9 protein-coding genes are annotated in these 13,340 nt (G+C 72.9%); 4 read left to right on the top strand and 5 right to left on the bottom strand.

The window, feature by feature from the left end; all coding sequences use genetic code 11:
• From AC5LUJ_RS14480 to AC5LUJ_RS14470, 3 genes are all read right to left on the bottom strand, one after another.
• On the bottom strand, positions 1 to 4,678 hold a 4,678-nt coding region (locus AC5LUJ_RS14480; protein ID WP_493465094.1), incomplete at its 3' end, for a SpvB/TcaC N-terminal domain-containing protein.
• A 180-nt stretch (positions 4,679 to 4,858) separates the two neighbouring features.
• Entirely contained in the window at positions 4,859 to 5,788 is a 930-nt protein-coding gene (locus AC5LUJ_RS14475; protein ID WP_250285779.1) for a DUF4231 domain-containing protein, read from the bottom strand.
• A 142-nt stretch (positions 5,789 to 5,930) separates the two neighbouring features.
• Entirely contained in the window at positions 5,931 to 6,590 is a 660-nt protein-coding gene (locus tag AC5LUJ_RS14470; RefSeq protein ID WP_250285778.1) for a GNAT family N-acetyltransferase, read from the bottom strand.
• A 760-nt stretch (positions 6,591 to 7,350) separates the two neighbouring features.
• On the opposite strand from AC5LUJ_RS14470, the gene AC5LUJ_RS14465 reads away from it, so the two are divergent.
• The gene (locus AC5LUJ_RS14465; protein ID WP_250292209.1) at positions 7,351 to 8,001 is read left to right on the top strand and encodes a MarR family winged helix-turn-helix transcriptional regulator; all 651 of its coding nucleotides are present in this window, start codon (positions 7,351 to 7,353) and stop codon (positions 7,999 to 8,001) included.
• Between the two features lie 343 nt (positions 8,002 to 8,344).
• On the opposite strand, the gene AC5LUJ_RS14460 is transcribed toward AC5LUJ_RS14465, so the two are convergent.
• Together AC5LUJ_RS14460 and AC5LUJ_RS14455 are read right to left on the bottom strand one after the other, a co-directional pair.
• Positions 8,345 to 9,691, bottom strand: a complete 1,347-nt coding sequence (locus tag AC5LUJ_RS14460; RefSeq protein ID WP_250285776.1) for a hypothetical protein — start codon at positions 9,689 to 9,691, stop codon at positions 8,345 to 8,347.
• 11 nt (positions 9,692 to 9,702) lie between these two features.
• Positions 9,703 to 11,256: an alkaline phosphatase D family protein gene (locus AC5LUJ_RS14455; protein ID WP_250285775.1), complete on the bottom strand. Its 1,554-nt coding sequence runs from the start codon at positions 11,254 to 11,256 to the stop codon at positions 9,703 to 9,705.
• A 423-nt stretch (positions 11,257 to 11,679) separates the two neighbouring features.
• Between AC5LUJ_RS14455 and purU the strand changes: the two genes are divergently transcribed.
• The 3 genes from purU to AC5LUJ_RS14440 all read left to right on the top strand — a co-directional run bounded on the left by purU (position 11,680) and on the right by AC5LUJ_RS14440 (position 13,333).
• A complete protein-coding gene (gene purU / locus AC5LUJ_RS14450; protein ID WP_250292211.1) occupies positions 11,680 to 12,618 on the top strand; it encodes a formyltetrahydrofolate deformylase in 939 nt (312 codons plus the stop codon).
• An 89-nt stretch (positions 12,619 to 12,707) separates the two neighbouring features.
• Complete coding sequence (locus AC5LUJ_RS14445) at positions 12,708 to 12,995, top strand: hypothetical protein (protein ID WP_493465093.1); 288 nt, start codon at positions 12,708 to 12,710, stop codon at positions 12,993 to 12,995.
• Positions 12,992 to 13,333 carry a type II toxin-antitoxin system PemK/MazF family toxin gene (locus AC5LUJ_RS14440; RefSeq protein WP_250292213.1) on the top strand — a complete coding sequence of 114 codons (342 nt, stop codon included), beginning with the start codon at positions 12,992 to 12,994 and terminating at the stop codon, positions 13,331 to 13,333. The genes AC5LUJ_RS14445 and AC5LUJ_RS14440 overlap by 4 nt, the downstream gene beginning before the upstream one ends.
• Positions 13,334 to 13,340 lie beyond the last annotated feature (7 nt).

The following is a 13,340-nucleotide window of genomic DNA, read 5'->3' as shown; positions in this document are numbered from 1 at the left end:
CGGCCCTGGTGTGGGTGCCGTCCGGGAAGTCGATTCGGGTGGCCCGGTCGACCGGGTCGTAACGCAGCGTCGTCGGGAAGCCCAGTTCGACCAGCTCGGTCTCGGTGTCGTAGCGGTCGTCCGGGGCGAAGTAGGGATCGAAGCGGCGGACGGGCCGGCCCTTGCCGTCGAAGACGGTGCGGCCGGTGCCGATCCAGCGCGGCCCGGCCATGTCCCGAACGGCCGCCCGCCCGGTCGCGGGGTCGACAACCAGCGCGCCGGCCGGGTCGCGGAACGGCGCCGGGCCGCTCTCGGCCTGCGCCTTGGTCTGGACGGCCACGCCCGCCCCGGAGAAGTAGGTGACCGACTCCGTCCAGTCGCTGCCAGCGGCGTCGGCGGTCCGTGACCGGGTGCGGACCGAGTTCGGGACGCCCCGCTCGTCCCAGGCGGCGAGGTCGAGGGTGTACTCGTGGTCCCACTCGCCTGGTGGGGCGCCCTCCCCGGCGGCGCCGGTCAGCCGGGTCGCGGTCACCATGCCGAGCGCGTCGAACCGGGCGGCCGCGACCGTGCCGTGCGGGTCGGTGACAGCCCGTGGCGTAAGCGTCCGGTAGTCGTTGGTGGCACGCGACAGGTTCCACCGCGGCCCGGCCGGGTCGGCGGTGAAGCGGTCGGTTCCCGGCACGGCCGCCGCGCGGGTGACCAGCAGCCGTTCGGGCAGCAGCGCGTGGACGTCCAGGCCGGCGAAGATGCCGAGGCCGAACGGGTCGACCTGGGCGGTCGGGGCGAAGAAGGCGGCCGGGTCGGGCTGGCTGACCGGCGACGACACCCACCACAGCGGTTCGCCGTCACCGTCCGGCGCCGACTCGTAGTGACCGTCGGTGACGATCGTGGCCGCGTCCAGGTCGGCGGCGACGTCGGCGAGTTGGTCGGCGGTGAGCGCCGCCGCGACCGTGCGGCGGGCCAGCGCACGTCCGGTGAACGAGCCGAAGGGCAGTTCGCGGCGGGCGTCGTCGTCCCAGTAGAGGGCGCGGGTGACCCTCCGCTTACGCCGGCGGAGGACGTGGGCCGGGGGCACGGGACCCGCCGGGCCGACCGGGCCGACGGGCTCGGCCGGGCCGACCGGGCCGACGGGCTCGGCCGGCCCGGCGGCGGGCGCGACGGGCGCGGCGGCGAAGCCGGCGAGGGTGGCGGCGTCGAACCGGCCGGACGCGGGCAGCGGAGGGTGACCGAGGACCTCGAAATGCCGCTCCTCGACCGGGACGCCGACGCGCCGCCGGTCGGACCGGTCGACGAGGTTACCGAAGGTGACGGCGGTGGCGGTGACCAGGGTGGCCCGCTGCGCCTCGGACGCGGCGGCGTCGGCGCGGCCGTAGGCGACCGTCACCGACCGTTCGACCTGGCCGAAGTCATTGACCCGCGCCGCGAGGGTGTGGATCGCCCGCGCCGGCTCGGCGGCCACCGGACCGGCGTCTCCCGGTCCGGCGCCGGCCAGGCCACCGTCTCCCGGGGCAGCGTCTCCCGGTCCCCCACCTGCCGCGGCGTCCGCGGCGGGGCCCAGCCACCGCTCGGGATCGGGACAGCGCAGCGTTTCGGGCACCGGCTGGCGTTCCAGGTGGCGTTCGAGGGTCTGGTGGGGCACGGCCAGCGTGACGGCATATCCGTCCCGATCGCCCACCCCCCGTTCGAGCAGCCGCGCCTGCCAGGTCCGGTCGGTGACGACGTAGGGGAACGCGGACGCCGGTGTGCCGTCGAGGGCGTAGACCGCCTCCCGCAGGACCTGGCCACGCAGGCATCGCAGCAGCTCGCGCCGAATCCGCTCGTCGTCCCCGGGAGCCGCGGCGGCGGGATCCGTGGGACCGACAGGACCGGCGATACCGGCGATACCCGCGATGTCGGTGAGTTCGGGGACGTCCCGTTCCAGCGCCGGGCCCCCCGGGGAACCGGTGTGGTACCAGGTCGCGGTGACCACCGGGGGCAACGCCGTCGGCTCCGGGACGGGCAGGCCGCCGGGAGCGCCGGGGCTGTCGGGGGCCGGTAACAGGGCGGTGTACCGGTCGACGTCGGCCACCTCCACGTACCCGAAACCGCGGAACTCCCGGTCGGCGACGTCGAAGTACCCGTCCCGGTAACGGTACGAGCGGGTGGTGGCCACCCCGGTCGTGTGCTCGGTGGTCGTGACGGCGGCGACGACGTGGACGGGAAACGGCAGGTGGGTGCGCCACGGCCGGCCGGCGCGGCGGTCGGCGAGCGCGTACCGGGTGGACGTGCTGTACGTGATCTCGGTGGTGAGCCCGCGGTGGTTGTCCACCCCGGTCAGCAGGTACGGCTTGCCATCCGGCATGAGGTCGACGTAGCGCAGCGAGACACCGGCCGCGTCCGGCAGCGACGAGGAGACGACCAGGCAGCGCGTCCCGGCGCCGAACAGGTCGACGAACGCCACCGACGCCACGTGGTCCGCCACCGGCAGCCCGGTGATGGTGAACTCGGCTCCCCACCGGTTACCGGCCAGGTTCGGCCAGTACGACACGCCGCGCCGGCCGACGTAGACCAGGTCCGCCGGGCCGGTGCCGTCGACGTCCACCAGGTGCACACGGGCCGGGTCGAACTCGTCGTACGGGTCGAAGGACGGTGGCCGCGACATCGTCACCATCGGGCCGAACCGGCCGTAGCCGAGGTTCGGCCAGTAGCGGACCGCGCCGTCGCCGACCCGTACCAGGTCCTCGAGGCCGTCACCGGACATGTCCGCGAGGAACACCGCGTGCCGGGCGTCGCGGAGGACGACTGTCGGCGCGCGGCGTTCGTCCGGGCCGAGGGTGACCCGGCGGGCGGTGTCCCAGCCTTCCTGGCCCAGGTAGGGATACCACTCCAGCGTGTCACCGAGTGTGCGCAGCAGGTCGGGCAGCCCGTCCCCGTCCAGGTCGACCTGGCGGAGGTCGGGATCGTCCCAGTCCAGCACCGGATGCCGCGGGAACGTGGCGAACGGCGCCCACCGCTGGCCGTCCGGGTCACGTACCGAATAGCGGGGCGTGCGACCGTCCCGGACCAGGACGGTGAGCCGGTGGTCGCCGAAGAGGTGGCCGAACGACGGCTGGACGTCAGGCGGTGACTGTGGGTGCGCGTGCACCGGCCGGGGCGGGGCGAGCGTGCCCGCACCCAGGTTCGACCGGTACTGCCAGCCACCGCCCGCCTGGACGAGGACCCCGGCCGCGCCGTCGGCGTCGAGATCCACCCACTGGTACGGCGGCATGAGCCCGGCCGGCAGGCCGTCGTAGGAGCTTTTGGGGAGCTCACGGACCCGCGGCGAGGGCGCCCACTGACGATAACGGAACGTGATCGGAGGGAGCCGCTGGCCGGCACCAGCGCCGGCGCCCGCGACCGGACCGCCCGCGCCAGGACCGGCCGCGCCGCCGTCGCCGCCACCGTCGCCGCCACCGTCGCCGCCGTCGCCGCCGTCGATCCCGGTGTCACCGCCGTAGCCGACCTGGGTGATCGAACGGAGGGTGGCCACGAGCCCGTCGGAGGCGCCACCGCCGGGGGAGCCCGCCCCGTCCGGGGAGCCCGCTTCCCCGTAGCCCAGCTCCGTCGCGCTGACCAGGCTGGCCGGGACGCCGAGCTCGGCCGGGAACTGGTGGAAGACCAGGATCCGCTCGCATCTGCGCCGCGTGCGGATCTCGAACCCGGAGCGGTAGGACGAGAAGGCGTCGGCCCGCGCCGGCCACGCCCGGGTGGGCAGCGGGCCGGCCGGGCCCCCGTGGTCGTCGCGATCGCCGTGGTCGCCGTAGTCGAAGACGACGAGGAAGCGGAACGCGGCGCGCCAGTGCGGGTCGGCATGGTCGATCAGCGGCGCGGTGAACCGGTCGGCCACCGGCGTGCCGACGGTGTAGGCGATCTCCTTGAGGTACCGCCGGGCCTGCGGACGGCCCGCCCGGTGCGTCTCGTGCGCCGCCGTCGTGTCCACCCCGGCGTCGTCGTCGGCCACATAGCGGTAGTGCACGCGGTTGCCGCGGTCGTCGAAGACGTCCTCGACCAGCCACTCGAACACCCGGCCGGGATCGTCGGGGTCGCTGACCCGGGCCTGCGCGCTCCGGCCGAACACGGTCAGCACGTTCCCCGCGGACAGCACCGACCAGAACGTCTCCCCGCTGCCGGCGACGGCGTGCCGTTCGATCCGGGCGAACGCGCCTTCCGTCCGCGGCCGGAACCGGGCCGGGAACGTCAGCACACCGCTGCCGCCGAACGGGACGGCGGCCGGCGCCGCCGCGGGCACCAGGCCGGCACCGCCGTCCACCGGCACCAGGTCCTCCGCGCCCGCGAGCACGAACCGGTCGTCGTCGAGGTAGCGCGGCAGCCCCTTCTCGGTCCCGCGGGTCACCGACGGCAGGCCGATGTCCCAGCCGAGACCGAACACCGAGTTACCCGCCGCCGACGAGTAGGCCAGCGTGAGCTCGGGACGCAGACCGCCGCGCCCCGGCGGCACCGGCACGGGAACCGAGAATCCCGCCGTGCCGTGCGTCGACACCGGGTTCATCTTCTCGCCCATGGCGCGCAGCGCGCCCCCGCCCCTGGGCAGGGTCAGCTTCAGCGGGTCAACCGGTGGCCCGGGCGGCGCGGCCTGTCGTGACACGGCGGCGGCCGGACCCGTCGTCGTGTCGGTGCTGGCCCGGCTCACCCGGTCGTCCGGCACGTGACGGTCGTCCACCAGCGCCTCCTCAGCGCCTGACCATAACCGGACGCGCGCCTCCCCCACCGCGGCCATGTCGCCAGCGCGACACCGCGGCCACGCCGCCAGCGCGGCACCGCGGCCACGCCGCCAGCGCGGCAGCCCCAGGCAACGGGCGGGCAGCAGGCAGCGCCAGGTAACCGGTGGGCTCCGGGACGGTCAGGCGGGCTGTTCGGCCGGGCTGGCGGGTGTCACGGAGCCGTCGGCGTTCCAGCGGGCTGTCCAGGTCTGGTTCTCGATGGCGATCGCTTCCTCGCAGCCAGTGACGAACACGGTGTCCAGCCGGGCTCGTTCGGCGGCGGAGGTGCCGGCCGGGAGGGGCAGCCGCCACCGGTCACGCAGGAAGCGCAGCCGGCGGGCGGTCTGCTTGTAGGCGCGGGCGTCGTCTTCGTAGCGCGAAGCGGCCGCGTACGAGCCCACCGACGCCCCCACCATGGTGATCACCGGCGCCCAGGCGGTGAGCGCGGCCCCGCCCGTGGCCGCCTCCAGCGCGCCGAGCACCGCCGCGGCGAGGCTCGTGGCCAGCCCGGCCCACTGGAACTGGATGATGTGCCGCTCGGCGGCGGCGGCCTGCGACTCGTAGTAGCCGATCTGGTCGTCGACCCGGTAGGTCACGTAGGCGTCGAGGCTGCCGGCCTCCGGCAGCCGCTGGGACGGCGGGCCGCTGACCAGCGCCGCGGGCGGGTCAATGCCAGCATCCTGTTGGATCTTCTCGCCGTTGTCCAGGAGCTGGCGGGCCCGTTCGGCCGGCGAGCCGTCGTAGGGGCTGACGCCGGCCAGATAGACGGAGATCTCGGCCCTTATGCGTTCGGAGACCGAACGTAACTGTGTCCAGGTCCGGGTGCGCTCGGGGCCGGCGAAGAAACCGGCCACGATCGGCACGCTGGCCAGGGCGGCGGCGGCCAGCCCGGCCAGTACCCGGCCCACGCTCCCGTCGGCCTGCGCGGCGGCGGTCACCAGGACCGTGCCGGCCACGCCCAGCCCGAGGGCGGCCCGCCGGCCCCGGCGGATGCGCTGTTTCGCCTTCGTCGCGGCCACGGACCACCGCTGCTGGGCCGCGATCACACTGTCAGCCCCCGTTGTGCTCATGTCGGTGATTGTGCGCGGTATGCGTCCGGGAGCAACGGGCGGCCCGGAACACGGTGACCCGCTGGGTCAGCCGCTGTCCGCGCCGGGCCCGCTCCCCGGATGCCGGCGGGGCCGACCGGGCCGACGACGCTGGCCGAGCCGTTCAGGTCGACTCGTCGGTCCACGGGGCCAGTGCGCGGGTCACGAACGTGGGTGATGCCGCCGCCCGTTCGTCCAGGGTGCGCAGCATCGGCAGGTAGCTTTTGCCGCCGCCGCCATCGTCCGTGTCGGGTTCCGGGTCGCCGGCCGGCTCGAAGCCGTGACGGGCGTAGAGGCGGACCGCGGCCGTGTTGGTGGGCACGACCCACAGCCGGACGCCGATAGCGCCCACCGTCCGCGCCCAGTCCACGGCGGCGTCGAGGAGGGCGCCGGCCGCGCCCGTGCCGCGTATGGCCGGCGCGACCCACATCGCGGCCAGTTCCCGGAACTCCGGCGCCAGCGACGGCCGATAGACGTCCACCATGCCCATCACGACGCCACCGCCCACGGGAGCGCCGCCGGCCACGGGAGCGCCGCCCGTCGCGGCGTTGGACGACCCGTCGCCCGTCGCGTCGTGATCCGATTCCAGCAGGAACGTGGCGTGCGCGTCGCCCATCGCGTTCCGTGACGCGCGGGCCTGCCAGTCCGCGCCGGGCCGGGCGCTCTCGGCCGCCAGGGTCTGCCAGAAGGATCCGGGCGCGTCGGCCAGCGCCGCCAGGCGGACACCGCGCAACCGCTCGGCATCACCAGGCGCGATACGGCGTACGTGGAATGCCAGACCCACCTCAACAACCACCCTGACGTGTGAAAATACTACATCCCGGACGTATGGGTTTCACACGCGCGGATGTGACACATACGAATACGACATACATAAATGTGACATGTACGAATGTGACATGTACGAATGCGACGAGGCGTGACGCCACCCGCGCCAGGCCCGGGAACCGCGCAACCATCACCATCCGCACGCTACCGGGCGTGACCCTGCCCGGGTCGAGGCGCCCCCGGCGGGCTGTCCGGCGGCCGCGTGCGGGAGGCGCCGGGCAGCATCCCCCGCGGTTCCGGCTGAGGCGTCCGGGCCGCCGGCACGGTGGCCGCGCGCCCGCTATCAGCGAGCCTGCCACCGGCTCTCCCCGGCAACGCCGCGATCACCGCGATCACCGCGATCGCCGCGGCTGGCGTACCTTGTGGCCCGCCGCCACACCCGTACTGACAGAAAGTAACCAATCTGGCCCATACCTCGGACGCGCTCCGCCCGCTCCCGCCGGCAGGGCGGGCGGCCCCTGCGCTCTTTCCATCATGTAAAGGACTCCTAATTACTGGGTGTACAATTCGCTTGCCAAGGTCCACTGGTGGGCAGCGGCGTCCCCGCCGTGACCCGGCGCCGGGGGCGGCCCGCGACGCGCCGGTAGCCACAGATCACGATGACGGGAGACGGCTGTGCCGACGACAGGCGGGGCCCGCACGGTGACGGGACGCGTGAGGCTCCCCGCCGTCGGCGCCGACCGGGCCACGCCGCCCCGGTTACACGGGCCGTGCGCGTGAGGCCGCCGGGTACCCCCGAGGAGCGCCACCCAGGACTCGACGCGAAGATCGTCGCCGCCCTCGACCGGATCGGAGGGGCTCTTCAGGTGCTGGCCCGTCGCGCGGCCGAGGCGCACGACCTCTCCCCCACCCAGCTGCGGGTCCTCGTCCGCCTCCACGCCGGGCCGCCCCCACCGGCCCGGACCAGCGCGTTGGCTCGTGAGCTCGACGTCACCGACCCGACCGTCAGCGACGCCCTGCAGGCCCTGCGCCGCAAGGGCCTCGTCGAACGCGAGCGGGACCCTGACGACCGGCGCCACTACCGGCTCCACCTGACCGCCGACGGCCGGCGGACCGCGCGCGCGGTGTCGCGCTGGACCGCCCCCGTCGAGGCCGCCACGTCACGGATCGACCGCCCGGACGGCGAGCAGCTGCTCGCGGCCCTGCTGGACGTGCTGGAACGCATGCACTCCGAGCATCTGATCAGCGTGACCCGGGCATGTACCACCTGTCACCACTTCGAGCCCGCGGTCCGCCGGGCGAGACCCGCCGTCCATCGATGTACCTTCTTCGACCACCGCCTCGGGCCGTCCGACATCAGGGTCGACTGCCCCGAGCACGTCACCCACGAGGAATTCGCCCGCCGCGCCGCGACGGGCGGCCGCTGACCAGCTCGACACATGTCGCCAGGGCCCCTCCGGGCGCTGCCCATCCGGGGATCTTCCCCTGGAGCCGCCGCACGCCGCCACGGCCCGTCCGGGACGCCGCTTCCGCCCCCTCGAAGCTCCGCCGGGATGTCGATCTCGTGATCGTCGTCCTCTCGCACCTCGAGTGCGCCGAGCACTCCCACCCACACCCGTCCACTCTCGCACGGGCCGACGAGCGGCAGCCCTCGCGCCTGATCCGCTCGTCTGATCCGCCCGCCTGATCCGCCCGTGGGACCGCCGGCCGGGTACGGCGTGTGCCCGTACCCGGCCGGTCCGTGGCCCGGGACCCGGCCCGCGCCGCTCGCTACCAGTCGGAGTTGCTGGCGCCGAGGCCGAGGATCACCTGGTCGAACGAGTTGCCGTCGTTGTCGTCGGTGTACGCGAGGGCCAGCTGGCCCCACGGCGACACGGCCACCGCCATCTGCTCCTGGCGGCCGGTGGTCGCCTGGCTGAGTGACTGTGCCGGCAGCCGGCCGGCGGTGGTGCCGTCCGGGTTGAGGCCACCGGCCCAGACCGCCGGGTCGGCGCCGCCCACCGACCAGCCGACCACGGCGTTGTTCTGGTCGTCGATGCCGGTGGCGGGAGAGCCCGCGCCCGTCCCGGTCGACACCTGCACCTCGGCGTGCCGGCCGGTCCCGTCCGCGGCGAACGACCGGGCCCAGATCCCGGGCGTGCCGGTGTGGTCGGACTCCCACGCGACGACGAAGTCACCGTTGGTGTTCGCGGCGACGGCGGCGTGCCGCTGCTGCCCACCGCCGAGGGTGTTGGCCGAGCGCCGGGAGAGGACCACCGCCCCGTTCGCCTTCGCCAGCCGGGTCAGCCCGATGTTGAAGAAGCCGTTGGCGTCGGTGTCCTCGTCCCACACCACGGTCGCTTCCCCGGATGCGGAGACCGCGACGTCCGGGCTGTGGTGCGATCCGCCGGTGGCGTTCACCGTCACCTCGTACGCCTTCGTGGTCGTACCGGTGAATCCGGCGGCCTTCACCGTCGCCGCGGCCGTGCCCTGGATGTCCTCCCACACCACGGTGAAGGCCACCGCGGTGGTGCTGCCCGGTGCGCCGTCAGGGTCGACGGACACCTTCGGGGCCAGCTGCTGGCCGGCCGAGCTGCCGTTGGCGTAGCCGGAGCCGATGACCGTGCCGGCCGGGGAGACGACCCGGTAGGGAATGTTGTAGACGCCGTTGCCGTCGGGGTCGTCGGCCCACACCACGACCGCGTTGCCGCGGTCGTCCAGCCCCACGTCCGGGCTGACGTGCTTCCAGTTCACACCGGACGTGCCGCCCGCGGACAGTCTGATCTCGTAGCTCGACACGCCGTTACGGAACAGGCGCAGGTAGATCTCGCTGTGTGTGTCGTCGTCGGGGCTGGTGGAGTCCCGGTCGTCCTCCCAGACGACGGCCACGTCGCCGAGGCGGTTCGCGGCCACGGCCGGGGTGTCCTGGTCCCCGGTCGCCACGCTGTTCGCGGTCAGCCAGGCCGACGGCCCCACGGCCACGGCGGACCCGCCCGGCGCGACGAAGGTCGCGGTAACGACCAGCGCCGACAGCGATGAGACGACCGCGGTCCTCGACAGGACAGCCTTCGCCGTCCTCGGTGAGAAGAGCTTCGACGGGACGAATCCTGACGGGACGAACCCGTGCGCACCACGCATCTGAAATCCCTTCACGCGTCGACGAGCCCGGGCTGGCCGTCCTGGATGACGAACGAACGCACGGTGGCCGCGGCCGCCCCGTGCTCGGTCACCGTCGCCACGCTGCGGAAGTCGGCGGCGATGTGGGCGGGGGTGATGGTGGTACGGACGTATCCGCGGCGGTCGGAGTAGAACCTGATGTGCGGGTTGGTGGCGCCGTTGGGGATGGCCGTCGAGCCGGACCCGTTGCCGCCGGAGGAGATCGAGGTGCAGACCAGCTCGGTACCGATCGTCGGCGACGAGGGGCTGGCGTAGTCGGCCTTGAGGTTGCTGGCCCACGAGGAGTGCACGTCCCCGGTGAGCACCACCGGGTTGCGCACCGCCCGGTCGGCCCAGCCCTGCTGGATGCGGGCCCGGGAGGCGCGGTAGCCGTCCCAGGCGTCCATGTTCCCCGCGCCCGAGGCGTCGAACTGGCGCGCGAAGAAGACCTGCTGGCCGACGATGTCCCAGGTGCCGAGGTGCTGGGCGAAGCCGTCGAGCAGCCAGGCCTCCTGGGTGGTGCCGGGCAGGGAGCGGCTGGCCAGGTCGGCGTCCGAGCACACCTTCCAGCCGTCGCCGCACGCCTGGTCGTCACGGAACTGCCGGGTGTCGAGCATGTGGAAGGTGGCCAGCGTGCCCCAGCGCACCCGCCGGTACAGCGGGATGCTGTTCCCGGCCGGCGCCGCCGACGGGCGCAGCGGCATGTTCTCGTAGTAGGCCTGGTAGGCCGCTGTCCGCCGGGCTGTCCACTCGGCGGCTGTCAGCGCCGGGCTGTTGTCGGCCCGGACCATGTTGGCGTAGTTGTTCTCCACCTCGTGGTCGTCCGGCACCACCAGCCATGGCGCGGCCGCGTGCGCCGCCTGCAGGTCGGGGTCGGCCTTGTACTGCGCGTAGCGGCGACGGTAGTCGGCCAACGATACGATCTCGCTGCCCAGGTGCTCCCGCACCGACCCGGTCGTGGTGGCGTCCTCGTAGATGTAGTCGCCGAGGTGCAGGATCAGGTCCGGGCGGTCGTCCGCCATCCGCCGGTACGCCGTGTAGTAACCGGACTCGTAGTGCGCGCACGACGCGAACGCCATCGTCAGGTCCCGTCCCACGGCGGTGAACGCCGGGGCGGTCCGGGTGCGGCCCACCGCCGAGATGTGCCCCTGCGCGCGGAACCGGTAGTAGTACTCGGCGTCGGGCGCGAGCCCGCCGGCGACGACGTGCACCGAGTGCGCCTGCGCGTACTGCGCGGTGACCGAGCCGGACGCGACGAGCGGGGCGAACGCGGGGTTCGCGGACACCTGCCAGTCGACCACGATGTCCGTGTTCGCCATGCCGCCGTGCCCGTCCGCGTTCAGCGGGGACGGGGCCAGCCGGGTCCAGAGCACGACGCTGTCCGGCGCCGGCTCGCCGGAGGCCACGCCGAGGGTGAACGGGTAGGGGATGGTGCTGGCCGCCGCCCGCGCGGCCGGGACCGAGGAGAGCGCCCGTAGCGGGAGGGCGAGCCCCCCGGCCGCAGCGATACCTCCGACGAGGAACGCCCGACGCTGAAACGTCTTCATACAACAAAACACTAATTTATATATATAAATATGTTTATATGCATAGAAAAATGCCGCATGTACAAACACGTACAACCCGGTTGCGCGTCGCGAGCGAGCGGCGGATGGACGACGCCCGCCCGACCACCGCCGGCAATGAACCGGTACGCGCGCTTCCGGTGGGCGCGCGGTGGCGTAGCACCTTGTACGCGGGCCCACACGCCCGCGTTCCGTGCGGATGCCGTCGCGCGCGCCCACGAGACCGAAGATCCGTCCACGACAGCTGAAGATCGTCTCCGATACGTCCCCCTGGGCCTGGCCGGTGACGCGGTGGGTCGCCGGCCCTCCCGAGGCCGTGTCCCTAGCATGGGCTCAAGGCCCATGACGGCTTCGTCCAGGAAGACCGCCGGCCGCCGCACCCAGCGATCTTTTTGGGAGGACCTTGTGCCGGACAGGGCCCTGATCGACGCGGAGAAGCACCGACAGCCGTCACCGGTATGGCCACGCGGCGCCGTACCGGCCCGGTCCGATCTCGGCCGGCTCACGGTCCAGTGCGCGGACCGCCCCGGAATCGTCGCCGCGGTGTCCCAGTTCCTCACCGATCACGAGGCGAACATCGTCGAATCGGACCAGGCGACAACCGGCCCGGTGGGCGGCCAGTTCTTCCTGCGGATGACCTTCCACCGGCCCCACCTGCAGGCCCACCTCGACGACATGACCAAGGACTTCGCGAAAGCGCTGGTCGAGAAGTTCGAGGTGACCGAGTGGTCCCTCTGTGACGCGTCCACCCCGAAGCGTGTAGCGATCATGGTTTCGAAGCACGACCACTGCCTGCTGGACCTGCTCTGGCGTGCCCGGCGAGGCGAACTGCCGGTCGACATCGGTCTGGTCGTCTCCAACCACGCCGACCTCGCGAGCGGGGTGCGGACGTTCGGCGTGCCGTTCGTCCACACCCCGGTGACCCGCGACACGAAGCCGGAGGCCGAGGCCAGGCAGCTGCAGCTGCTGCGGGGCAACTTCGACCTCGTCGTGCTCGCCCGCTACATGCAGATCCTCTCGGCCGGCTTCCTCGACAGCGTCGGCTGCCCGGTCATCAACATCCACCATTCCTTCCTGCCCGCGTTCGCCGGTGCGGGCCCCTACGAACGGGCCAAGGAACGCGGTGTGAAGCTCATCGGCGCGACCGCGCACTACGCGACCGAGGAGCTCGACGAAGGCCCGATCATCGAGCAGGACGTCGTGCGGGTCCGGCACAGCGACGACATCGCGGCTCTCAAGCGGCGCGGCGCCGACGTCGAACGGCTGGTGCTGAGCCGGGCGGTGCTCTGGCACTGCGAGGACAGGGTCCTGCGCCACGGCAACTCCACCGTGGTCTTCTCCTGACCGTGCGGCCCTCGCGGGACCAAGGGAGCCAGCGCGGCTCGTCGCCTGGCGGTATGTCAGCTGGTAAACTTCTTAGTAAACTCATCGGCATGGTCACCATGACGACGATGAAGCTCCCGGTCGATGTACGCGATCGGCTGATGGCGCTGGCCACCAGCCACGGCCGTACCCTGGGCGCGGAGCTGTCCGCCCTCGTCGAGGAAGCGGAGGAAGGCCACTGGTGGCATAACGCCAAGCAGTCCGCCGCCCGGCTTCAGGCCGACCCCGAGCAGTGGGAGGACTATCTGCGCGAGGCCGGCGACTGGGACGTCACCGCGTCCGACGGCCTGGGCAGTGGCGCCCCTGAGTGGCCGGAATACGCCGAGGAGCAGGCGTGACGCCAGGCGAGGTGCTCCTCGTCGATCTCGATCCGGTCGCCGGGAACGAACAGGGCGGCCTACGTCCCGTTGTGGTGATCTCCAACACCGGCTACGACCAGCTCGTCGCGGGCCGGCTCCTGGTGGTGTGCCCGATCACGAGCCGGGATCGCGCGCTCCCCCATCACGTGCCCGTGACCCGTGCTCCGACCCATCGGCTCAACCGTCCGTCCTGGGTGATGTGCGAACAGCCCAGGACCATCTCGTCCCGCCGCGTCAGCCGAAGTCTCGGCACGTTGGCACCCACCGACATCGATCATGTTGCCGTCGTCGTACGCCGGCTGCTCCATCACAGATAGCGCAAGG

The organism is Protofrankia sp. CiP1_Cm_nod3 (assembly GCF_982290655.1).
Note: the sequence above shows the minus strand (reverse complement) of the source record. Positions and strands in the feature narration are given on the sequence as shown.

What these genes read in the sequence shown, in the direction of transcription:
- AC5LUJ_RS14475 (WP_250285779.1), bottom strand. Translation starts at nt 5,788, where the DNA reads ATGAGCACAACGGGGGCTGACAGTGTGATCGCGGCCCAGCAGCGGTGG.
- AC5LUJ_RS14460 (WP_250285776.1), bottom strand. Translation starts at nt 9,691, where the DNA reads ATGCGTGGTGCGCACGGGTTCGTCCCGTCAGGATTCGTCCCGTCGAAG.
- AC5LUJ_RS14455 (WP_250285775.1), bottom strand. Translation starts at nt 11,256, where the DNA reads ATGAAGACGTTTCAGCGTCGGGCGTTCCTCGTCGGAGGTATCGCTGCG.
- AC5LUJ_RS14445 (WP_493465093.1), top strand. Translation starts at nt 12,708, where the DNA reads ATGGTCACCATGACGACGATGAAGCTCCCGGTCGATGTACGCGATCGG.